The organism is Burkholderia sp. AU18528 (genome assembly GCF_002223215.2).
GTDB classification, from domain to species: domain Bacteria; phylum Pseudomonadota; class Gammaproteobacteria; order Burkholderiales; family Burkholderiaceae; genus Burkholderia; species Burkholderia semiarida.
In genome coordinates this window covers 293316-315588 of the sequence record NZ_NKFC02000009.1, presented here as the reverse complement: position 1 = coordinate 315588, position 22273 = coordinate 293316, and the positions used below count along the sequence as shown (strand labels likewise).

At 71.0% G+C, this 22273-nt stretch carries 18 protein-coding genes; 7 read left to right on the top strand and 11 right to left on the bottom strand.

The window, feature by feature from the left end; translation table 11 throughout:
• Positions 1-26 precede the first annotated feature (26 nt).
• The 5 genes from glgX to CFB52_RS32080 all read left to right on the top strand — a co-directional run bounded on the left by glgX (position 27) and on the right by CFB52_RS32080 (position 10812).
• Entirely contained in the window at positions 27-2159 is a 2133-nt protein-coding gene (gene glgX / locus CFB52_RS32105; protein ID WP_099318439.1) for a glycogen debranching protein GlgX, read from the top strand.
• Positions 2156-4027 (top strand): malto-oligosyltrehalose trehalohydrolase, encoded by a 1872-nt coding sequence (gene treZ / locus CFB52_RS32100; protein ID WP_089466137.1) that lies wholly within the window; start codon positions 2156-2158, stop codon positions 4025-4027. The genes glgX and treZ overlap by 4 nt, the downstream gene beginning before the upstream one ends.
• Positions 4024-6258, top strand: coding sequence for a 4-alpha-glucanotransferase (malQ, locus tag CFB52_RS32095; RefSeq protein WP_099318438.1), 2235 nt, complete (start codon positions 4024-4026; stop codon positions 6256-6258). The genes treZ and malQ overlap by 4 nt, the downstream gene beginning before the upstream one ends.
• Positions 6255-9020: a malto-oligosyltrehalose synthase gene (treY, locus tag CFB52_RS32090; RefSeq protein WP_099318437.1), complete on the top strand. Its 2766-nt coding sequence runs from the start codon at positions 6255-6257 to the stop codon at positions 9018-9020. Before malQ ends, treY begins: the two co-directional genes overlap by 4 nt.
• Positions 9021-9561: 541 nt before the next feature.
• Complete coding sequence (locus tag CFB52_RS32080; protein ID WP_099318436.1) at positions 9562-10812, top strand: phosphatidylserine decarboxylase family protein; 1251 nt, start codon at positions 9562-9564, stop codon at positions 10810-10812.
• 22 nt (positions 10813-10834) lie between these two features.
• On the opposite strand, the gene CFB52_RS32075 is transcribed toward CFB52_RS32080, so the two are convergent.
• The 5 genes from CFB52_RS32075 to CFB52_RS32055 form a co-directional block, all read right to left on the bottom strand.
• Entirely contained in the window at positions 10835-11080 is a 246-nt protein-coding gene (locus CFB52_RS32075; protein ID WP_099318435.1) for a hypothetical protein, read from the bottom strand.
• A 284-nt stretch (positions 11081-11364) separates the two neighbouring features.
• Positions 11365-11694 carry a DUF1488 domain-containing protein gene (locus CFB52_RS32070; protein ID WP_099318434.1) on the bottom strand — a complete coding sequence of 110 codons (330 nt, stop codon included), beginning with the start codon at positions 11692-11694 and terminating at the stop codon, positions 11365-11367.
• A gap of 4 nt (positions 11695-11698) precedes the next feature.
• Positions 11699-12247 (bottom strand): type 1 glutamine amidotransferase domain-containing protein, encoded by a 549-nt coding sequence (locus CFB52_RS32065; protein WP_059575215.1) that lies wholly within the window; start codon positions 12245-12247, stop codon positions 11699-11701.
• Between the two features lie 262 nt (positions 12248-12509).
• Positions 12510-12875, bottom strand: coding sequence for a DUF3022 domain-containing protein (locus CFB52_RS32060; RefSeq protein WP_099318598.1), 366 nt, complete (start codon positions 12873-12875; stop codon positions 12510-12512).
• Positions 12876-12960: 85 nt separating this feature from the next.
• Positions 12961-13428, bottom strand: coding sequence for a hypothetical protein (locus CFB52_RS32055; protein WP_099318433.1), 468 nt, complete (start codon positions 13426-13428; stop codon positions 12961-12963).
• A 154-nt stretch (positions 13429-13582) separates the two neighbouring features.
• Between CFB52_RS32055 and CFB52_RS32050 the strand changes: the two genes are divergently transcribed.
• Both CFB52_RS32050 and CFB52_RS32045 read left to right on the top strand, forming a co-directional pair.
• Positions 13583-13945 carry a DUF3175 domain-containing protein gene (locus CFB52_RS32050; protein WP_059575038.1) on the top strand — a complete coding sequence of 121 codons (363 nt, stop codon included), beginning with the start codon at positions 13583-13585 and terminating at the stop codon, positions 13943-13945.
• Positions 13946-13985: 40 nt separating this feature from the next.
• The gene (locus CFB52_RS32045; protein ID WP_059575037.1) at positions 13986-15308 is read left to right on the top strand and encodes a sodium:proton antiporter; all 1323 of its coding nucleotides are present in this window, start codon (positions 13986-13988) and stop codon (positions 15306-15308) included.
• 4 nt (positions 15309-15312) lie between these two features.
• On the opposite strand, the gene ligD is transcribed toward CFB52_RS32045, so the two are convergent.
• From ligD to CFB52_RS32015, 6 genes are all read right to left on the bottom strand, one after another.
• Entirely contained in the window at positions 15313-18096 is a 2784-nt protein-coding gene (gene ligD, locus CFB52_RS32040; RefSeq protein WP_099318432.1) for a DNA ligase D, read from the bottom strand.
• A 39-nt stretch (positions 18097-18135) separates the two neighbouring features.
• The gene (locus tag CFB52_RS32035; protein ID WP_099318431.1) at positions 18136-19143 is read right to left on the bottom strand and encodes a Ku protein; all 1008 of its coding nucleotides are present in this window, start codon (positions 19141-19143) and stop codon (positions 18136-18138) included.
• A 71-nt stretch (positions 19144-19214) separates the two neighbouring features.
• A complete protein-coding gene (katE, locus tag CFB52_RS32030; RefSeq protein ID WP_060011132.1) occupies positions 19215-21320 on the bottom strand; it encodes a catalase HPII in 2106 nt (701 codons plus the stop codon).
• Between the two features lie 124 nt (positions 21321-21444).
• Positions 21445-21831 (bottom strand): DUF3022 domain-containing protein, encoded by a 387-nt coding sequence (locus CFB52_RS32025; RefSeq protein WP_060310432.1) that lies wholly within the window; start codon positions 21829-21831, stop codon positions 21445-21447.
• On the bottom strand, positions 21828-21989 hold the full coding sequence (locus tag CFB52_RS32020; protein ID WP_006498332.1) for a DUF1328 family protein: 162 nt from the start codon (positions 21987-21989) through the stop codon (positions 21828-21830). The genes CFB52_RS32025 and CFB52_RS32020 overlap by 4 nt, the downstream gene beginning before the upstream one ends.
• Positions 21990-22035: 46 nt before the next feature.
• On the bottom strand, positions 22036-22224 hold the full coding sequence (locus tag CFB52_RS32015) for a DUF3008 family protein (protein ID WP_006498333.1): 189 nt from the start codon (positions 22222-22224) through the stop codon (positions 22036-22038).
• Between the last annotated feature and the right edge of the window lie 49 nt (positions 22225-22273).

Sequence of the window (22273 nt, the reverse complement as noted above, 5' to 3'; positions counted from 1 at the left end):
GCGCCCTCGACACGGAGAACCGCCCCATGCCGACCGCCCTCCCCACCCGTCTCGAATCCGGCCGCAGCTATCCGCTCGGCGCGACCTGGGACGGCCTCGGGACCAATTTCGCGGTGTTTTCCGCGCACGCGCATCGCATTCAGCTGTGCGTGTTCGATCCGACCGGCCGCAAGGAACTCGCGCGCCTCGACCTGCCCGAATGCACCGACGAGGTGTGGCACGGCTACCTGCCCAACGCGCATCCGGGCACCGTGTACGGGTTTCGCGCGGACGGCCCTTACCAGCCGCAGAACGGCCATCGCTTCAATCCGACCAAGCTGCTGCTCGATCCGTACGCGCGCAAGCTGGTCGGCCAGTTCCGCTGGTCGGACGCGCTGTTCGGCTATCGCGTGCATTCGAATCGGGCCGATCTGTCGATGGACCGCCGCGATTCGGCGCCCGCGATGCCGAAAGCCGTGGTCGTCGACGAAGCGTTCGACTGGAGCAACGACCGGCGCCCGAACGTGCCGTGGCGCAGTACCGTGATCTACGAGACGCACGTTCGCGGCGCGTCGATGCGCCGCGCCGGGCTGCGCCCGCCGGAGCGCGGCACGTTCGCGTCGCTCGCGCATCCGGCGTTCATCGATCATCTGCTGTCGATCGGCGTGACGACGGTCGAGCTGTTGCCGATTCACGCGTTCCTGCAGCAGCGCGAGCTCGTGAAACGCGGGCTGCGCAACTACTGGGGCTACGACACGGCGGCGTTCTTCGCGCCGGAGCCGTCGTATCTGACGACGCGGCGACTCGACGAAATGCGCATCGCGGTGCGCCAGTTGCACGCGGCCGGCATCGAGGTCGTGCTCGACGTCGTCTACAACCACACGTGCGAAGGCAACCAGCTCGGGCCCACGCTGTCGTGGCGCGGCCTCGACAACGCGAGCTATTACCGGCTGCGGCCCGACGATCCGCGCTACCACGTCGACGAAACCGGGTGCGGCAACACGCTGAACATGTCGCATCCGCGCGTCGTGCAGATGGTGATGGATTCGCTGCGCTACTGGGCCACCGCGTTCAACATCGACGGCTTCCGCTTCGATCTCGGCGTGACGCTCGGCCGCGAGGATCACGGCTTCGAACCCGGCGCGGGGTTCTTCGACGCGCTGCGGCAAGACCCCGTGCTCGCGCAGCGCAAGCTCATCACCGAGCCGTGGGATCTCGGCCCCGGCGGCTATCAGCTCGGCCGCCATCCGCCCGGCTTCGCCGAGTGGAACGACCGGTTTCGCGACACCGTGCGACGCTTCTGGCGCGGCGACGCTGGCCAGCGCCCGGAACTGGCGGCACGCTTGTCGGGCTCGGCCGACCTGTTCAATCACGGGCGGCGCCGCACCTGGGCATCGATCAATTTCATCACCGCGCACGACGGCTTCACGCTCGCCGATCTGGTGTCGTACGCGGGCAAGCACAACGACGCGAACGGCGAGGACAACCGCGACGGCCGCGACGACAACTGCAGCGCGAACTGGGGCGCCGAAGGGCCGACCGACGACGCGGCGATCCGCGACGTGCGCCGGCGCGTCGCGCGCTCGATGCTCGCGACGCTGTTTACTGCGCTCGGCACGCCGATGCTCGTGGCGGGCGACGAATTCGGCCGCACGCAGCAGGGCAACAACAACGCGTATTGCCAGGATAACGAACTGTCCTGGCTCGACTGGGACCTGGCGCACGGCGACGAAGGCGTGGAGATGACCCGCTTCGTGTCGCGGCTCGCCGCGCTGCGGCGCATGTACCCGGTGATGTCGGCGCCGCGCTACCCATCGGGCGACCGCGACGGCGCGCCGGGCATGCGCGAGATCGAATGGTTCGACGAACGCGGCGACGCGCTGACCGTCCCCGCGTGGGAAGACGGCGAACGCCGCGCGCTGACGATGCGGCGCGTCGGCACCGGCCGCACCGGACGCACCGAGGCGTTGCTCGTGATGCTGAACGCATCGGCCGACACCATCACGTTCATGCCGCCCGCGCCCGTACTCGATTACCGGATCCTGCTCGACACCGCGACGCCCGACTCGGGCCCGCGCTCGTGGCCGGAAGCGGGCCTCGACGTCGCCGCGCATGCGGCCGCGATCGCGGTCGCGGCCGTGCCGCCGCCCGATCAGTCTCCTTCCCGAGGATCGCCATGACATCCCGTTCCGCCCGCCCAACCGGCACGCATGCATTCGAATCGTCGTTCGGCGCGACCTGCGTCGATGCCGACCACACGCGTTTCCGGCTGTGGGCGCCCGCGAGCCGCACGGCCGCCGTCGAGCTGCAGGACGAAGGCGGCCGCGCGATTCCGATGACGCCGGCCGGCGACGGCTGGTTCGAGACGGTCGCGCCGTGCGGCCCCGGCACGCTGTACCGCTACCTGCTCGACGACGCGCTCGCGGTGCCCGATCCCGCGTCGCGCTTCCAGCCGTACGACGTGCACGGGCCGAGCCAGATCGTCGATCCAACCGCGTACCGCTGGCGTCACGACGCATGGCGCGGCCGCCCGTGGCACGAGACGGTGCTGTACGAGCTGCATGTCGGCGCGTGCGGCGGCTACGCGGCCGTCGAGCGGCGGCTGCCGACGATCGCCGAACTCGGCGTGACCGCCGTCGAGCTGATGCCCGTCAACGCGTTCCCGGGCGCGCGCAACTGGGGCTACGACGGCGTGCTGCCGTTCGCGCCCGACGCGTCGTACGGGCGGCCCGAGGAGCTGAAGTCGCTGGTCGACACCGCGCACGGGCTCGGGCTGCAGGTGTTCCTCGACGTCGTCTACAACCACTTCGGCCCCGACGGCAACCTGCTGCCGCGCTACGCACCCGAATTCTTCCGCGCGGACCGGCAGACCGCGTGGGGGCCGGCGATCGACTTCTCCCGCCCGCAGACGAGCGCGTTCTTCATCGACAACGCGCTGTACTGGCTCGACGAATACCGTTTCGACGGGCTGCGCATCGACGCCGCGCACGCGATCGGCGACGACGCATGGCTGCGCGAACTCGCGCGCCGCGTACGCGCGCACGCGGGCGACGCGCGCCACGTGCATCTCGTGCTGGAGAACGAGCGCAATACCGCGAGCCTGCTCGGCCCCGGCGGCTTCGACGCGCAATGGAACGACGACTTCCACAACAGCGCGCACGTGCTGCTGACCGGCGAGCGCGACGGCTACTATCGCGCGTACGCCGACGCGCCGCTGCGCCATTTCGCGCGCACGCTCGGCGAAGGCTTCGCGTATCAGGGCGAACCGTCGCCGCTGCACGACGGTGCCGCGCGCGGCGAGCCGAGCGCGCACCTGCCGCCGACGGCGTTCGTCGTGTTTCTGCAGAACCACGACCAGATCGGCAACCGCGCGTTCGGCGAACGGCTGCGCGCGCTCGCGAACGACGACGCGGTGCGCGCGGCCACCGCGCTGATGCTGCTCGCGCCGTCGATTCCGCTGCTGTTCATGGGCGAGGAAGACGGCAGCACGCAGCCGTTCCAGTTCTTCACCGACTATCGCGGCGCGCTCGCCGACGCGGTGCGCGAAGGCCGGCGCCGCGAATTCGCCGCGTTTCCCGCGTTCGCCGATGCCGCGCATCGCGACGCGATTCCCGATCCGAACGACATCGCGACGTTCGTGCGCTCGTCGTTGCACCATCCGCCCGACGAATCGTGGCCCGACGCGGCCGCGTGGCGGCGCTTCTACCGCAGCGCGCTGGCCGTGCGCGCGGCGCTCGTGACGCCGCACCTGGCCGGCGCGCGGTCGCTCGGCGTCGATCTGCTCGCGGGCGACGGCGACCCGCCCGCGCTCGCCGCGCGCTGGCGCCTCGGCGACGGCAGCACGCTGACGATCGCGCTGAATCTCGGCTCGCACGACGCGACGCTGCCCGCGCTGCCGGTCGGCAAGATTGTGTTCGAGACGCCGCCGCGCGCGCGCGACCGGCTGCCGGGCGGGCACGTGCCGCCCCGCGCGTGCATCGCGTGGCGCGACGGCGCGGTCAACCAGGATGCGCGGCATCACCGCGCGAACGGACGGAGTTCATCATGACGACCGACGTTCCGATCGCGGCGCTCGCCCGTGCGGCCGGGCTGGAGCCCGACTGGACCGACGCGGGCGGCGTCGCGCGGCGCGTGGACGACGACGCGCTCGTCGCGCTCGTCGATGCGCTCGGCTGGCCGTGTGGCACCGCGATCCAGCGGGTCGACAGCGCGGCGGCGCTCGCCGACGCGAACGCGGCGCCGCCGCGCACCGTGACCGGCGACGCCGGCCTGCCGCTGACGCTGCCCGCGACCGTCGCGGCGCCGGGCGCGCGCTTCAGGATCTCGCTCGAAAGCGGCGGGCACGTCGACGGGCGCGTGGGCGGCACGGGCGAACACGGCACGCTGCCGCCGCTCGCGATGGCCGGCTATCACGCGCTCGACGTCGGCGAGCAGCGTATCGGGCTCGCGATCGCACCGCCGCGCGCGCGGCCGTTCGACGCGTTCGCGCGCACACGCGACGCGAACAGCCGCTGGGGCATCGCCGCGCAGCTCTACGGCCTGCGCCGCACCGGCGACGACGGCGCGGGCGACTACACGACGCTCGCGCGGCTCGCCGCGCACGCGGCGCGACACGGCGCGCAGGCCGTGGCGATCAGCCCGACGCACGCCGGCTTTCCGGCCCTCCCCGCGCACGACAGCCCGTATTCGCCGTCGTCGAGGCGCTGGCACAACGTCGCGTATCTCGACTGCGACGCGGTGCCGGGCGCCGATGCCGCGCCGCGCGCATCGGCCGCCGTCGCCGACGCCGACGCCGCACTGATCGACTGGCCCCGCGTGCTGCCGGCGAAGCTGCGCCGTCTGCGTGCATGCTTCGACGCATGGCGAGCGAGCGACGACCCGTCGCGCGACACGTACCAGCGGTTTCGCGCGGCGGGCGGCGCGGCGCTCGACGCGCACGCGCGCTTCGATGCGCTGCAGGCGTTCTGCATCGAGCACGGGATCGGCGCGGATTGGCGGCAATGGCCGGCGCAATGGCACATGCCGGGATCGGCGGAAGTCGACGCGTTCGCGCACGCGCATGCCGACACGATCGCGTTCCACACCTTCCTGCAATGGTGCGCGTCGCGCGCGCTGGGCGACGCGCAGCACGCGGCGCGCGGCGCGGGCATGGCGACCGGGCTGATCGCCGATCTCGCGGTCGGTTCCGATCGCGCCGGCAGCGACGCTTGGGCGCACGGCACGACGCTGCTGCGCGGCGTGTCGCTCGGCGCGCCGCCCGACCTGTTCAATGCGGCCGGCCAGGCGTGGGGCGTGACGACGTGGACGCCCGCGGCGCTGCGCGCGGACGGCTTCGTGCCGTTCATCGAGCTGCTGCGCGCCGCGTTCGCGCACGCGGGCGGCATCCGCATCGATCACGTGCTCGGCTTCGCGCGGATGTGGATCGTGCCGGACGGCGGCTCGCCGCGCAGCGGCGCGTACCTGCGCTATCCGATCGACGATCTGGTGCGGCTCGTCGCGCTCGAGGCGGCCCGCCATCGCGCGATCGCGATCGGCGAGGATCTCGGCACCGTGCCGGCCGGATTGCGCGAACGGCTCGGCGCGCAGGGTGTCGCGGGCATGCGCGTGCTGTGGTTCGAGCGCGACGCGAACGGCGCGTTCCGGCCGCCGTCCGCATGGGATCGCGATGCGATCGCGACCACCTCGACGCACGACTTGCCGACCGTGGCCGGCTGGTGGCGCGGCGTCGATCTCGGGTGGCGACGCGTCGCCGCCGACGCCGAAGCCGGTAAACGGCGCGACGACACACCGCCGCGCGACGTGGCCACCCCGGCGCCGGACGATGCGAGCGCGCACGATTCCGACGAGATCGTGCAGCGCATGGCGTTCGGACACGATACCGTGCAGCGCCCCGAGCCGGGCAAGCCGATGCCGCCGCCGGCTTCGCCGCCCGAGCTGCTCGCCGCCCACGCGGAACGCGCCACCGAGCGCGCGGCGCTGTGGCGCGCGCTGCAACAGGCCGGGTGCGCGCCGGCCGGCGCCGCGGTGCCGCCGGCCGACATGCCGCCGGTGAACGCGATCCTCGGCTACGTCGCGAGCAGCCCGTCGCCGCTCGCGCTGCTGCCGCTCGAGGATCTGCTCGCGCTCGACGCGCAGCCGAACCTGCCGGGGCCGCCGTGCGGCCATCCGAACTGGCGGCAGCGTCTGCCGCGCACGGTCGACACGCTGTTCGACACCGACGTGCGCACGCGCATCGCCGCCGTCGTGCATGCGCGCCGTTCGCGGGGGCGCCGCTCATGACGCCGCGCGCGACGCTGCGCCTGCAGTTGCACGCGGGCTTCACGTTCGACGACGCGGCCGCGCACGCCGACTACTTCGCGCGGCTCGGCGTGAGCCACCTGTACCTGTCGCCGGTGTCGACGGCCGAGCGCGGCTCGCTGCACGGCTACGACACCGTCGACTACGGCGCGCTCAGCGCGGAACTCGGCGGCGAAGCCGGCTTCCTGCGGCTCGTCGATGCGCTGCGCGCGCGCGGCCTCGGCATCATCATCGACATCGTGCCGAACCACATGGGCGTCGGCGGGTCGTCGAACGGCTGGTGGAACGACGTGCTCGAATGGGGGCCGGCGAGCCCGTATGCACGCACCTTCGACATCGACTGGCATCCGCCCGACCCGGCGCTCGACGGCAAGGTGCTGCTGCCGTGCCTCGGCGTGCCGTACGGCGATGCGCTCGCGGCCGGCGACATCACGCTGCGCGCCGATCCGGCCGCGGGCCGCTTCTATATCGCGTGCCCCGGGCGGCGGCTGCCCGTAGCCGCCGCCACCTACGCGGAAATCCTGCGCATCGCGAACCGCGCGGACCTGAACGCGCTCGCCGAGCGCTTCGATGCCGCGCCGGCACGCGGCAGCGCGCGGCTGGCCGCCGCCCATGCGGCGCTGCGCGATCATGCGGCCGCGCACGGCCCGCATGCGCTCGACGCGGTATTGCGCGGCGCCGACCCGCGCCGCGCCCGCTCGCGCGCCTGCCTGCACCGATTGCTCGAACGCCAGCACTACCGGCTCGCGTGGTGGCGCACGGCCGCCGACGAGCTGAACTGGCGGCGCTTCTTCGACATCGCGACGCTCGCGGCCGTACGCGTCGAAGACGACGCGGTGTTCGACGCCGTTCATGCGCTGCCGCTGCGCCTCCACGCGGCCGGGCTGATCGACGGCGTGCGCGTCGATCACGTCGACGGCCTCGCCGATCCGCGCGCGTACTGCCGGCGGCTGCACGCGCGGCTCGCCGCGCAGCGCGACGCGCGGCCCTACATCGTGGTCGAGAAGATCCTCGCGCCCGGCGAGGCGCTGCGCAGCGACTGGGCCGTCGACGGCACGACCGGCTACGACTTCATGAACGACGTCGGCGCGCTGCTGCACGACCCGGCCGGCGCCGCGCCGCTCGCCGCGCACTGGGCGGCCGTGTCGGGTTCCGCGCGCACGTTCGCGCAGGAAGCGCTCGACGGCAAGCGGCGCGTGCTGATGCGCCAACTCGCCGTCGAGCATGCGCGCGTCGCGCGGTTGCTGCACGGGATCGCGCGGGCGTCGCCCGCGACGCGCGACGTGAGCCGGCTCGCGATCCAGCGCGTGCTCGGCGAACTCGCGGTGCGGCTGCCCGTGTACCGGATGTATCCGGCGCCGGGCGACGAACTCGCCGGCGCCGACCGGCGCGTGCTCGCCCACGCGTATGACGGTGCGTATGCGGCCGTCGATCCGACCGACCGCTTCGCGCTCGAGCGCGTCGCCGCGTGGCTCGGCTTGCCGGTCGTGCGCGTGCCGCGCGCGAACGCGGACGCGCTGGTCGCGGCGCGCGTCGCGTTCGCGCAGCTCACCGCGCCGCTGGCCGCGAAGGGTGTCGAGGATACGGCCAACTATCGCTATGGCCGGCTGCTGTCGCGCAACGAAGTCGGCGCCGACGCCGGCGACTTCAGCCTGTCGCGCGGCGCGTTCCATGCGCGCAACCGGCGTCGCGCGCGCACCGTGCCGCACGGGCTCGTCGCGACGGCCACGCACGACCACAAGCGCGGCGAGGACGCGCGTGCGCGGCTCGCGGTGCTCAGCGAGGCGCCCGATGCGTGGCGCGCGGCATCGCTCGACTGGTCGGCGCTGAACCTGCCGCATCGCGGCGGCGCGCACCGCGACCTCGCGTGGACGCCCGGGCCGGCCGCCGAGGCGATGCTGTACCAGACGCTCGTCGGCTGCTGGCCGCCCGCGCTCGCACCCGACGATGCGGCCGGCCTCGACGCGCTCGCGACGCGCGTCGTGCAATGGCAGACGAAGGCGCTGCGCGAAGCGAAGCAGCACACCGACTGGCTCGCGCCCGAGCCCGACTACGAGCGCGGCTGCGAGGCGTTCGTTCGCGCGATCCTGACGCCGCGCGGCGCCGGGGATTTTCCGCATCGGCTGCATGCGTTCGTCGCGCGGATCGCGCCGGCCGGCGTCGTCAACAGCCTCGCGCAGACGGCGCTGCGGATCGCGTCGCCCGGCGTGCCCGATCTGTATCAAGGTACCGAGTCATGGGATCACTCGCTCGTCGATCCGGACAACCGGCGCGACGTGCCGTTCGCGACGCTGGCGGCCGAAGCGGTCGACGCGCCCGTTGCGTCGTATCTGCCGACATGGCCCGACGCGCGCGTGAAGCGCGCGCTGATCGAGCGGATGCTGGCGCTGCGCGCGCGATGGCCGGCGACGTTCGCGGATGGCGCGTACGTTCCGCTGCGCGTGCGCGGCAAGTTGGCACGGCATGCGGTGGCGTTCGCGCGGTGCGACGATGCGGCGACCGTGGTGGTGGTCGCGACGCGGCTCGCGTGCCGGTTGCTGGGCGAAGCGCCCGGATTGCCGCGCGTGGAACCGGCGCGATGGGGCGACACGGCCGCCGTGCTGCCGCGCGGCGTTGAAGGGCCCTGGACAGACGCGTTGAATGCCGGGGACGCGATCGATGCGCCGGATGGTGTGCTGGCGCTCGATCGCTGTCTGGCCGAGTTGCCTGTGGCGGTGCTCGTCGCGGCGCGGAGTGAAAACTGAAGGCGATGTCCGATTGACGGTAGTCAGGGAGCGAGCCCGCGATCGATTTTGTGCAAAACGTGCCGCGAATAATCGATCTTTCAAACGCGTGATCGGCTTTCACCCGAAACGTCCGATCGCAAGCCGGTTTGTTCAGCCGACGATCTGCGTCGGCGACCTTACGACCACTCCTCCGGCGGCGTCTCGCCGCGGTCGTCTTCCCACAGCGGTTTCGCCGCCTCTTCTCCGCGGCTCGGCGTCACCGGCCCGTTTCCGCTTGTGCCGCGGTCACCGCGCTCGGCCCGCCGAGCGCCGTCGAGCGGCGCCGCCTGCGCTCGCACTCGAGCCCGCGTACGTGTCGGCGTCACGGTCCGCTGCCCGTCGCGGCGACGCTCGTCCGTCGAGCCTGCATCGTGGGTCTGTCGTGCATTCGAAGCTGTAGCCATTCCGTTCTCCTGAGTCATCGAAAGAAACCGGTCGCCCGAACGCAGCAATTTCGGTGCCGCCCGCCGGGCAAGCATCTTGCTCCGGTGATTCGACCGAAACCGTTCCGGAGGTGACGATGCCGACGAATCGCAACACGCCGCCCGCCACGCGCCGCCGCCTCGGCGGATGGATGGCCACCGAGGAATCCCGCATGGCCGCGTTCCGCGAAAAAATCGCGAACGAAGCCCGCGCGCATGCCGGCGAGCGGCTGCGGACGCCGGCCGTGCAGGACCTCGCGCGGCTGTTCGACGACAACGCGGTGCTGCGCATGAGCCTGACCCGCGCGATCGACGAAGCGTGCGAATCGGGATACCGGCTCGGCTACACGTCGATCGGCGAGCTGATGACCGTGCTCGACCATCTGATGACCTACACGCCGCCGTTCAGCGAGGAAAGCCTGATCGTGTGCCCGCTGAACGCGTTCTTCGACTGGCCGATGTGCATGCCGTCGGGCCACGCGGTGTTTCGCGACGCGGCCGTGAACGCGCAGTTGAAGCGCGTGCTGAACGTCTGGTGCGACTTCCTCGGCGGCCCGCACTCGCGCGTGCATCTCGACACGTCCGCGCCCGACGGATGGTTCTGCGACGGAGCACGCAAGCGTCTGGGGCTGTCGCAGTTCCAGTATCGTGAAGATCAGCCGCACTGGGGCTTCGATTCGTGGAACGACTTCTTCACGCGGCGCTTTCGCGATGGCGCGCGGCCCGTCGCGGCCCCGGACGATCCGCACGTGATCGTCAGCGCGTGCGAAGCCGCGCCCTATCACGCCGAAACCAACGTGAAGCTGCGCGACACGTTCTGGATCAAGTCGCAGCCGTATTCGCTGCGCGACCTCTTCACGCCCGCGTGGCTGCCGCTCGCCGAGCGCTTCGTCGGCGGCGACGTCTATCAGGCCTACCTCAGCGCGTACAACTATCACCGCTGGCATGCGCCGGTGCGCGGCGTCGTCACCCACGCGTATCGAGTCGACGGCACCTATTATTCGGTCGCCGAAGCGGAAGGCCCGGACCCGGCCGGGCTCAACGACTCGCAGGGCTACATGACGGCCGTGGCCGCACGCGCGGTCATTGCGATCGCGAGCGACGATCCGGGCATCGGCACCGTGGCGGCCGTGTTCGTCGGGATGGGCGACGTATCGTCGTGCGTGGTCGAGGTCGTGCCGGGGCAGCGCGTCGACAAGGGCGACGAGATCGGTTACTTCCAGTTCGGCGGCTCGACCTACTGCCTGCTGTTCGAGCCCGGCGTGATCGACCGCTTCCTGTACGCGCCGCCATTCGAAGGCAAGCCGCCCGTCGTGCAGGTCAATGCGCCGGTCGCGGTCGCGCGGTGAGCGCGGTGCGCGACCCTGCGCATCACCCGTCGGTCACATCGTGCAGGGCGATCGCGTGGGCATCCGCGGCGTCATGACGCTGCACGCCTCGCAGCACCGACAGGCCGTCGGCAGTCAGCGCGGGTCGGTGCGCGCCCGACGCGTCGTCGTGCTCCATCACGATCAGGCGTCGTTCGACGAGCGCGACGACGTCGTCGCGATCGATCTGGATCTGTTCGGGCGCGTGATGCGCGAGGAACAGTGCGGCGAATTCGTGGGCAGTCAGCATGCTCGTTTCCCCGGTTGACGGCTGCGCTCGATGCGACGACGGCGTCGCATCGGCATGCGACGCGTATCGTGCGCCGGCGACGTCAGGGGCATGCAGGGACCGTGCCAACCGCTCTCGTGCCGCCTGTATCCGCAGGGCGCGCGCACCGCGCGATGTGGCGCCGGACGACGTGTTCGAGCCGCTGCAAAGTTTTCAACGGCGTGTAATGGCAGGCCGCCGGATGCGACCGGCGTCGATCCGTCTGGACAACGTACCGAGCAGATGCTTCGGGAAACGCGCTCGCATCACGATCTCCGCGAGCGAAACAGCCCGGCCCTCGCTGCGCCTGCCGGCGCACGGAAATACCCGCTGTGCAGCACCACGTCGTGGTTGCCGCTCGCCAGCACGTCCGCGCATGCGGCTTCGATCCGCGCACGGCCGCGCTCGAACGCATCGCGCAAGTCGGCTTCCAGCGCGGAGCGCGCGCCGAAATGGTCTTCGAGCGCCTCGACGGTGATCGCGCAGTCATGCGGCACGCCACTGACCTCGACGACGAAGCGCATTTGCAGCGCCGCGCCGTCGAACGCGGGCGGTTCGTCGGTCAGCGTGACGGCGCGCGGGGAACCTGTCGGCATCGGCTCACGCCCCCCGCGCCGCGAGACGCTCGACCAGCGCGCCGTTGAACGCGGGCAGGTCGGCCGGCTTGCGGCTCGTGATCAGGTTGCCGTCGCGCACGACTTCCTCGTCCACCCACTTGCCGCCCGCATGACGGATGTCGTCCTGCAGGCTCGGCCAGCTCGTCATCGTCTTGCCGTCGACCAGCCCGGCCGATACCAGCAGCCAGCCGCCGTGACAGATCGCCGCGACCGGCTTGCCGGCGCCCACCGCCGCCGTCACGAATTCGCGCGCGGCGGGCACCATCCGGATCGCGTCGCCGTTGATGACGCCGCCCGGCAACACGACCGCGTCGTAGTCGCCTTCGCGCGCCTCGTCGAACGTGCGATCGACCTTCACGCGCTCGCCCTTGTCGACATGCCTGAAGCCCTGGATCTCGCCACCCTTCTGCGAAATCACGTCCACCTGCGCGCCTTCTGCCGCGAGCGCGCGCTGCGGTTCGACGAGCTCGGCTTCCTCGAAGCCGTCGACCGCGAGAATCGCTACCTTGCAATGATCCAGCCTGCCGCTCATGAATGCCTCCGTGGAAGGTGTGGCACACGTCGTGCCGTGTTCGTCGCGCAGCAATCGGCGTGCCGCGTGCTCGAGGCGCCGCAGGGTGCCGCACGCCGCGGCAACCATGCGCGCTTGTATTGCCCTGCAATCGGGGAACGACCCGCGCGCCGGGGGTGCGTATGCCTCTCGTCGTCTCGCCTGCCCCGTTCGTCACGGTCGGGGGTGCAAACTTTTCAACGGGATGTAACCCGACGCCGCGCGCCCGTTCGATGCGCCGCGATCACTGCAAATGACGCGCGGCGTCGAGCATCGCGTCGGTCAGCTCGACCGTCAGCGTCAGATTCTCGTCGGTATCGGGCAACTGTTCGAGCGTCTGCTGCACGGCGTCGTGCAACATCGCATGCACGCGCATCCGCGCGCCGTCGTCGAGGTCCGCATAGCGTTCCATCGTCGAGCATTCGAGCGCGAGCACGACCGAATGCCGCGCCGCCTCGGGTGGCGCCTCGACCGCGTTCGCCCACGCCGCATGAAACATGACCCTGCCCGTTTCGACGTCCACGTGCACCGTCGTGTCGAGATCGTCCATGTCGCCTGCATCGTCGTCGATCTCGTCGTGCTCCAGAAAATTCCGGGAATTCGATTGCATGATGTCCTCCTGCGTGGTGACGGCGCGCCCGTCCCGGGTAACCGCGCCGCCATCGCGCCGTGCCGGCCGCGCCGGCACGACACCGTCAATAACCGCTGGAACCGCCGCCCGTCCCGCCGGCCCCGCCGCCGCCCGTGCCCGTCGAGCCCGCCGACCCGCCGTTGCCGGCGCCCGTCCCGCTCGTGCCGCCCGAGCCGCCCGTGCCGCCGGCCCCACCGGACCCGCCGCCGACGCCGCCGCCGGGGGAGCCGCTGCCGCCCTGGCCGGCACCGTTCGGGCCGCCGCCCGGCTTCACATGCCCGGCCGCCCCGCTGTGCGACCGCATCCCGTGCTTCGCGCCATGCCGCTGGGTGCCCGCCGGTGGCGGCGGCGCGGCCGTATTGCCGTTGGTGCCCGGCGTCGACATGTCCATCGACGGGTTTGGCGCGCCGGTGCCCTCGTCGGAGCGCTGCGAGTTCTGCGCCCACGCGGCCGGCGCGGCGGCGGCGATCGCGACGGCCGCGCAGCCCAGCACGTGCCGCGCGACGAACTTCGATTCGAATACTGACTTCATGGCGTTTTCTCCCTATGGACGATCGCGTGATGGAAATTCCTGCTCCGGTCTTTCAGCAAGGCCCATGCCGCGCCGGCGACGTTCGCGATGCGGCACGCAGTTTGCTTCCCTGCTGCGCACGACTTGTCCGTGACCCATACGGAGCCTCTGCCTTATGCCTTCCGCTTCTGCTTCCGCTTCCCACGCGCACGGCAAGCGCCACACGCGCCGCCCCGGCCGCGCACCCGGCGCCGATCCGAACCACCGCCAGCGCTGGTCCGGCGAAGTCACGCAAAAAAGCGATGCGCTCGACATCGAGCCGGACATCTTCAAATCCGACGATCCGGCGGCGATCGCCGCGTCGCTGAAGCACTCGGCCGAACACAGCCGCCGCCGCAAGGCGTCGCCGTTCCAGTCGGCGATGTCGATGCTGAACTTCTACGTGAACCGCGCGGGCCGCAACCTGCCGAAAACGCGCCGTGCAACGCTCGAACGCGCGAAGCGCAAGCTGCGCGAAGCGTTCGGCCGCAAGCCCTGACGGCTGGCGCGTCGCCCGTCTCCCTCCGCTGCGATCACACATGCACGAAACCCTCTGGTACCTGATCATCGGCGCGGTGCTGCTGGGCATGGGCGTCGTGACGTCCGCGTTGCGCCACCTGCCCTGCAGCTCGGCCATGGTCTACCTGGTGCTCGGCGTCGCGCTCGGCCCGAGCGGCGCCGGCCTGCTGCATCTCGACCTGGAACGCGACGGCCCCCTGCTGCGCGCGATCGTCGAAGTCGCGCTGCTCGTATCGCTGTTCGCGATCGGGCTGCGGCTGCGCGTGCCGCTGTCCGACAAGCTGTGGCTCGTGCCGTGCCGCCTCGGGCTGCTCGCGATGGTCGTCACCGTGCCGCTGCTCGCCGCGTGCACGGTGCTCGCGCTTGGCGTCGGCTGGGGCCCCGCGCTGCTGCTCGCGGCGATCCTCGCACCGACCGATCCCGTGCTCGCGCACGACGTGCAGGTGCACGACCCGGGCGATCGCGACCTGGTGCGCTTCGCGTTGTCCGGCGAAGGCGGGATGAACGACGGCATCGCGCTGCCGTTCGCGCTCGCGGGGCTCGCGCTGTGCGGCGCACCGGGCGCGACGCACGGCATCCCGCCGCTGTCCGGCACGTTCGCGCTGGTCGCGCTGTGGGGCATCGCCGGTGCGACGGCGATCGGCGGCGGGCTCGGCTGGGCCATGACGAAGACGATCGGCTGGCTGCGCACGCGCCACGCGCAGGCGCTCGGCCTCGAAGGCTTCTTCGCGCTCGCGCTGATCGTGCTGTCGTTCGGCGCCGCACAGCTCGCGCACACGTTCGGCTTCATCGCGACGTTCGCGGCCGGCGTCGCGATGCGGCGCGTCGAGCATCGTGCGAGCGGCGACCGTCCGCCGCGCGAAGTGATCGGCCAGATCGATTCGGAAGACGTCGTCGCGACCGAAAAGCATCCGGACAAGGCGCATGCGTTCATGGCCGAATCGGTGCTCGGCTTCACGATCGAGCTCGAACGGATCGCGGAGGCGATCGTGATGACGATGATCGGCAGCGTGCTGTCGACGCTGCCCGGCCCGCTGTTCACGTGGGGCGCCGCCGCACTGGCCACCGTGCTGTTCGTCGCCGTGCGCCCGCTCGCGGTGCTGGTCACGCTCGTCGGGTCGCGGGCGACGCATGCGCAGCGGCGGCTGATGGCGTGGTTCGGCATCCGCGGGATCGGCTCGTTCTACTATCTGCTGTTCGCGCTCGAGCACGGGCCGTCCGAGGCCGTGCGCCCGCTGGCGGCGCCCGTGCTGGCCGTCGTGTCCGCGTCGGTGGTGGCGCACGGGGTCTCCGCGACGCCGCTGATGAACTGGTATTACCGGTTGCAGCAGCGCCGTCGCTGACGGTTCACGTGTCCGCGCCGAGCCGCGCCCGCATCGCCGCGGTGATGCGCTGGCGCGCCTTCGCATAGCCTTCCCACGGGTCACGCTTCAGCGCGTCCAGCCGCACGTGCAACGTGTCGATCGTCCATTGTGCGCCGCCCGTCGTCTGCGGCACCTCGTCCCACTCGAGCGGCACCGACACGCCCATGCCGGGCCGCGCGCGCACCGAATACGCGGCGATCGTGCTCGCGCCGCGCCCGTTGCGCAGGTAGTCGACGAAGATCTTGCCGCGCCGGTGGCGCGGCCCCATCGTCGCGGTGAAACGCTCGGGCAGCGTGCCGGCGACGTGCTGCGCGACCGCGCGCGAAAAATCCTTCACGTCGTCCCAGCCCGCGTGCCGCGTGAGCGGCACGACGACGTGCAGCCCCTTGCCGCCGCTCGTTTTGCAGAACGACACGAGCCCCAGCTCGTCGAGCAGGCCGCGCACCAGTTGCGCGGCGTCGATCATCGTGCGCCACGGCAGCGCCGGATCGGGATCGAGGTCGAACACGATGCGGTCGGGCCGCTCGATGTTCGACGCATGCGCGTTCCACGTGTGCAGTTCGACCGTGCCCATTTGCGCGGCGCCGAGCAGCGCGTCGACGCTGTCGATCGACAGTAACGGCCCGTGGCCGGGGTCGAGCCCTTCGTGCTGCGTGACGAACGGAATCTCGCGGCGCTCCGCGTGTTTCTGGAAAAACAGCTCGCCGGCGATGTCGCCCGGGGCGCGCACGAGCGAGACGGGCCGGCCTTTCAGGTCGCGCAGCAGCCACGGCGCGACCCATTGCCAATACTGCGCGAGATCGATCTTGCGCGTGCCGCTTTGCGGGTCGAGCACGCGCTCGGGATGCGTGATGCGCGCGCCGCCGAGCGAGTCTGGCGCAGCCGCGTCGCCTTCGGCGCGCGCGGCCGCGCCGGAACGTGCGGGGCGCTTGCGAGCGGCCGTTTCGTGAGCGGCAGGCGATGCGCGCTTGCGTTTGTCGTCGTGCGGGGTCTGGCGTTGATCCATCGTCACCTCCGTTTCCGTATGCCTGGGCATCTCGCGAACGATCTGCTGCGCCGGCTTGTCGTCGCGCAGCGCGATGAACGCGGCCTGCCGCACGATGCCGTCGCCGGTCCATTCCGCGAATTCGCATTCGGCGACGAGTGTCGGCTCGACCCAGTGCACGCGCGTGCGCGTGCGTTCGCGCGGCGGTGCGTCGAACGGCATCGTGTCGCGCTCGTGCTTGCGCAGGATCGCGGCGAGACGGTCGAGCATGCGCGCGTCGAATCCCGTGCCGACGCGGCCGACGTAGCGCAGCGGCCCCGGCCCGCGCCGCCGCTTGCCGGCCGGCGGCGGTTCGTGCACGCCGAGCAGCAGCGCGCCGAAGCCGTGCCGGCTGCCCGATGGCTCCGTAAAGCCGCCGATCACGAATTCCTGCCGGCGCCGGCATTTGAGCTTGATCCACGCCGGCGAACGGCCGGCGCGATAGCGCGACTCCGCGCGCTTGCCGATCAACCCTTCGAGACCCGTGTCGCAGGCGCTCGCGATCAGCGACGCGACGTCCTCGCCGAGATCGGGCGAGAAACGCACGCGCGTCGGGTCGCTGTTCGCGAGCAGCGGTTCGAGCAGCGCGCGACGGGCCGTGAGCGGCGCGTCGCGCAGGTCGTATCCGTCGAGATAGGGCAGATCGAACGCGAAGAACGTGATTGCATCCGAGCGGCCCGTGCCGAACGCGTTCTGCAACGCCTGGAAATCGGGCAGGCCGTTTTCGCCGAGCACGACGGCCTCGCCGTCCAGCCACGCGTCGTCGACGTCGAGCGCCGCGAGCGCGTCACGCTGCGCGCGCAGCTTCGCGGTCCAGTCGCGGCCTTCCCGCGTCATCAGCGTGACGCGCCGGCGCGCGCCCTGGCCTGCAATGCGCGCGAGGATCCGGTAACCGTCGAACTTCAGTTCGTAGCACCAGCCGCCGTGCGTCGGCGGTGCGTCGACCAGCGTCGCGAGTTGCGGCGCGACGCGCTCGGGCAGCGGCGCGCGCACCGCGCCCTCGACTTGCGACGGATCGGTGGGGCGCTGGCTTTCGTTGCCTTCGCGGCTTGCAGGTCGCGTTGCCCGTGAATCGCCGTTCGCGCCGGTCGAGCCGCCGCGTCGCGCCGCTCGCTTGCGCGCCGCGCCGTCGGACGCGCCGTCATGCACGCTGCCCGGCCGCTCGCCGACCACGTCGAATTCATCGGCGCTGCGCGCGTCGTCGTCGCGCTCCTTGATCAGCAGCCACTGCTCCTGGCGCCCTTCCTGGCGCCCGCTGCGTACGAGCGCCCAGCCGCCGTGCAGCTTCTCGCCGTCGAGCCGGAACGTCAGCTTGCCCGCCCGATAGCCTTCGCGTGCCTGCGCGACGCCGCCGTCGGGCGTCCACGTGCCCTCGTCCCAGACGACGACCGACCCCGCGCCGTAATGCCCGGCCGGAATCTCGCCTTCGAACGACGCGTATTCGAGCGGATGGTCCTCGACATGCACGGCGAGCCGCTTCACCTGCGGATCGAAGCTCGGCCCCTTCGGCACGGCCCACGATTTCAGCGTGCCGTCGAGCTCGAGCCGGAAATCGTAGTGCAGCCGGCGCGCGTGGTGCTCCTGGATCACGAAGCGCAGCGGGTGGCGGGCGCGCGCGGCGGGCTTCGCCTTCGTGCCCGCTTTCACCTCCGCCTTCGCGCGACGCTTCCCGTGCGCGCCTTCGGGCTCGGGCGTCGCGCCGAAATGGCGCTTGCGGCGATACGGATCGAGCTTGCCGGCCATCGCGTCACCTCGTCGAAATCGGAGTCGGCGTCATCGGCTTCACGCCGCGTGCTTGCGTCGCGCGGCGGTCTTCTTCGCCGCGGGCTCGCTCGCCGCGCGTTTCGCGGTGCCGCGCTTCGCCGCGGTTTTCGTCGTCGTGCCTTTCGACGCGGATTTCGAGGGTGGCTTGCGTCGCGCGCCGCCCCGCGACGATGACGCCTCCTCTTCCGCTTCGTCGCGCTCGTCACGCAGATCCGCCGCGCGCGCGCCGGCGCCGCCCTTGAGGCTGCGCTTCAGCAGCTCGGTGAGATCGACCACGTTGGTCGCCGCGCGGCCCGTCTGCGCGGGCCGGTCCTCGATCTCCTCGACCTTGCCCGCGCGCACCTTGCGCTCGACCAGTTCGAGGATGTCGTCGCGAAACGTGTCGTGATATTCATCGGGCGTCCATTTGCCGGACATGTCGTCGATCAGCTTCTTCGCCATCGCGAGTTCGCGCGCGGTGACGCCCGCGCCCTTCGCGTCGTCGGCCGGCACCGACAGCTCGTCGAGCGGCCGCAGTTCCTCCTGCCAGCGCAGCGTATCGAGCGCGAGTATCGGCCCGACCGGGATCAGCGCGCCCAGATGCTGGCGGTCGCGCATCACGACGAGCGCGATGCCGATCTTGCCGCTGTCCTTCAGCGCGTCGCGCAGCAGCGCATAGACCTTCTCGCCCTTGCGGTCCGGCACCAGGTAGTACGGCGTGTCGAGATAGAGGAACGACACGGCGTCCTCGTCGACGAAGGTCAGGATGTCGACGGTCTGCGTCGATTCCGGGTTCGCCGCGCGGATTTCGTCGTCGGTCAGCACGACGTAGCGCTCCTTCTCGTACTCGTAGCCGCGCACGATGTCCTCGCGCGTGACCTCCTTGCCGGTGCGCTTGTTGATCTGCCGATAGCCGATCGGGTCCATCGAGCGCTTGTCGAGCATCCGGAACGACGGCTTCACGGTGCGCGTCGCCGGAAACAATTGCACGGGCACGTGCACGAGCCCGAAGCTGATCGCGCCTTTCCATATCATCCGCGGTGCCATGCTGTTCCTCCTTGCCCGATGCGCGCCCGCCCGAGGGCAGGCGCGCCGTCCGGCACGAACCGCCGCCGGCCCTATGCCGGCAGTTCCGCCGCCTGCTGTTCGCGCGCCCACACGCGATGCTGGCCGAGGTGATCCGACAGCGTGTTCAGCACCTTGTCGAGATCGACGGCCTGCCCGACGCACACGCCTTCAGCCGGATCCGGCAAGTGCGCGGCGCTGAGCAATTGCCGCCCCGAGCCGACGGCCGCGATCGGCTTCAGGTGCTTGAACGCCTCGCGCACGAAATGGCGGGCGTCGGCGCTGTGCGCGAGATCGCGGCCATCGCCGTCGCCGCCGCACACGAACACCGCGTCGAACATCACCGACGGCATGCCGGCGAGCGTCGCCTCCGGCACGATGCCGCCGATCGGCGCGAGCGTCGGCGCGACGATCGTCGGCACCGCGTGCGCGGCCTGCAACGCGTCGCGCACCTGCTCGACGAGCACCGGGTTCACACCCGGCGTCGCGATCAGCGCGATCTTGCGCGAGCGGATGCCGGGCTTCGCGCGGCCGATCAGGCTCAGCGCCGGCGAGGGCCGCGGGACGGCCGGCGTCGCGGCCGCCTGCGGCGCGGGCAGCCCGAGCCGTTCGGCGACCTGCGCGGCGAGCCCCGCGTCGAAGCGCGCGATGATTTCGTTGACCACCCGCTCGCGAATGTGCGGCTGCGTCACCTTGCCGAGCTCGAAGCAGTACGCGTCGCGAATATGCCGCTGCTCGATCTCGGTCATGCTCTGGTAGAACAGCGCGGCTTGCGAGAAATGGTCGGCGAACGATTCGCTGCGCACGCGCACCTTGTGGCCTTCGAGCGGCTCGGGCACGGTTTCGAACCCGCCGCCGGACGGCGCGGGCGGCGTCTCGCGCGGCCAGCCGCCGCTCGTCGAGTTCGGCTCGTACGACGCCTGCCCGACGTTGATCGTCTGCCGGTGCATCGCGTCGCGCTGGTTGTTCGCGAACGGGCACACCGGCCGGTTGATCGGAATCTCGTGGAAATTCGGGCCGCCGAGCCGGCTCAGTTGCGTATCGGTGTACGAGAACAGCCGCCCCTGCAACAGCGGATCGTTCGTGAAATCGATGCCCGGCACCACGTGGCCCGGGTGAAACGCGACCTGCTCGGTCTCCGCGAAGAAGTTGTCGGGGTTGCGGTTCAGCGTCATCCGGCCGATTGGCCGCACGGGCACGCGTTCTTCCGGCACGAGCTTGGTCGGATCCAGCAGGTCGAAGTCGAATTTGTCGGCATCGGCCGGATCGATCATCTGCACGCCGAGCTCGAACTCCGGATAGTCGCCGCGCTCGATCGCCATCCACAGGTCGCGCCGGTTGAAATCCGGGTCGTGGCCGGCGATGCGCTGCGCCTCGTCCCACAGCAGCGAATACGCGCCGCTCACGGGCCGCCAGTGGAATTTCACGAAACGCTCGACGCCGGCCGCGTTCACGAAGCGGAACGTGTGCACGCCGAAGCCGTCCATCGCGCGATAGCTCGCCGGCAGCGCGCGATCCGACATCAGCCACAGCACCATGTGCGTGGTTTCCGGCACCAGCGACACGAAATCCCAGAACGTGTCGTGCGCGGACGCGCCGGTCGGCATCTCGTTCGGCGCCTCGGGCTTCACCGCATGCACGAAGTCGGGAAACTTGATCGCATCCTGGATGAAGAACACCGGCATGTTGTTGCCGACGAGGTCGTAGTTGCCTTCCTCGGTATAGAACTTCACCGCGAAGCCGCGCACGTCGCGCACGGTGTCGGCCGACCCGCGCGGCCCCTGCACGGTCGAGAAGCGCACGTACACCGGCGTTTCGACGGCCGGGTCCTGCAGGAACGCGGCCTTCGTGTAGTCGGCCATCGGCTCGTAGACGCGGAACACGCCGTGCGCGCCCGAGCCGCGCGCGTGCACCACGCGCTCCGGAATGCGCTCATGATCGAAATGCGTGATCTTCTCGCGCATGATGAAGTCTTCGAGCAGCGACGGGCCGCGCGCGCCGCCTCGCAGCGTATTCTGGTTGTCGGCGATCCGCACGCCCTGGTTGGTGCGCAACGCCTCGCCGTCGGGCCGCGCACGGTTCGCTTCGAGCTGGCGCGACTTCGCGCTGTCGTGCGGCTGCGTCGGGGGCGTCTTGCCGGCGGATGGGGGATTCGTCATCGTCAGGTGTCCTCTTGGTATTCGAATGGGGAGCCGCCATGCACGCCGGCGCGCCGCGGCGCGCGCGTGCGAACGGCGGGGAAAGCCGGCCCGGCGCCCGATGGGCGCCCGCGGGCCGGCGGCGTCAGGGCGCGCGCAGCGCCGCGTCGAATTCGACGGCCGTCACGTCGAGCGCCACGTTGCATTCGATCACGGCATCCTCGACGCGCGGCTTGTGCTCGTCCACCGCGCGCCGCGCGCGGTCGCACAGTTGCGTGCGCACGCGCAGCCGGTCGGCCGTGTCGAGCAGCGCGTATCGCTCGATCACGTCAGCATCGAACCGCATGTCGACCGTGCAGCGCCATTCGCGCGCATCCTCGTCGGAGGGCACGCGCACCCACGATACGTGGATCGTCAGCCGGCCCGACGCGTCGTCCTCGTGAACGACGACGGTCGACTGCGACGGAAAGCCGATCGCGAACGCGTGCTCGAGTTCCGCGACGCGCCGCGACCGGTCGGGCGCGACCGTCATCGGCGCACGACCCCCAGCAACAGCGTGACCAGGAAGATCACGACGAAGATGTAGAACAGGATCTTCGCGATCTCGGCCGCGCCGGCGGCAATGCCGCCGAACCCGAACACCGCCGCGATGATCGCGATGACGAAGAAGATGATGGCGTATCGAAGCATGGAACCCTCCTGGATGACAGCGGTCGTCACTAAACGTCGGCGGCGCTCACGCATCGTGCTTGTGTTTCGGTTTGCCGTGCGTGGGCGTGGAAGCCATTTTCTCGAGCTCTTTCTCGCTCATCGACTTGGCCATCGATTTCGACGGCGGCTTCAGATCCTTCATTTTCGTGTCACCGCGCTTGGCCGACAGCGCGGCCCCTGCGGCGCGCTGCTGCGCCTGGGATTTGGCTGGCATGATTGCGCTCCTCTCGTTGGCGCGAGCCGACGCGACGGACGGCGCGCGC